This is a genomic window from Streptomyces phaeochromogenes (assembly GCF_001418655.1).
GTDB lineage: Bacteria > Actinomycetota > Actinomycetes > Streptomycetales > Streptomycetaceae > Streptomyces > Streptomyces phaeochromogenes.
In genome coordinates this window covers 1-639 of sequence record NZ_LIQZ01000305.1, presented here as the reverse complement: position 1 = coordinate 639, position 639 = coordinate 1, and the positions used below count along the sequence as shown (strand labels likewise).

Here is a 639-nt window from a genome sequence, read left to right as displayed (position 1 = left end):
TCCCGCTGCTCCTGCGTGCCGAAGAGCTTCAGGGGCTGCGGTACGCCGATCGACTGGTGCGCGGAGAGCAGCGCGCCGAGCGCCGGGTTCGCCGAGCCGACCAGGGCGAGCGCCTTGTTGTAGTACACCTGCGTCAGACCGAGGCCGCCGTACTTGGTGTCGATCTTCATGCCGAGGGCGCCGAGCTCCTTGAGCCCGTTGATCGTCTCGTCCGGGATCCGCGCCTCCCGCTCGATGAGGGCCGAGTCGACCTTCGTCTCGCAGAAGTCGCGCAGCTTGGTGAGGAACTCCTCGCCGCGCTGCACGTCCTCGTCCGGCGGCATCGGGTGCGGATGGATCAGGTCCAGCCGGAAACGGCCGAGGAACAGCTCCTTGGCGAAGCTGGGCTTGCGCCAGTCCTGCTCCCGCGCCGCCTCGGCGACCTGCCGGGCTTCACGTTCGGTGACAGCTGGCTGGTGGGGTGTTGCGGACAAGAGGCTCACCTCGCCGCGAATAGGGATCTTGGTTCCGGTACGGTTACCGACCGGTTCTACTCGATCGTATGTACCCGATTCCGCCCACCCCCACCAGCCCTCGCGCGCCGTTCGGCCCAACCGGACGCGCACAAGAGCGAAACCGCCCGCTCGGAGCGGCCGGGGG

1 protein-coding gene is annotated in these 639 nt (G+C 68.4%); it reads right to left on the bottom strand.

Translation table 11 applies throughout. The annotated features are described in order from the left end of the window. The coding region (locus AOK17_RS52725; RefSeq protein WP_425424660.1) for an acyl-CoA dehydrogenase family protein at window positions 1-482 on the bottom strand (482 nt) is incomplete at its 3' end. Window positions 483-639 lie beyond the last annotated feature (157 nt).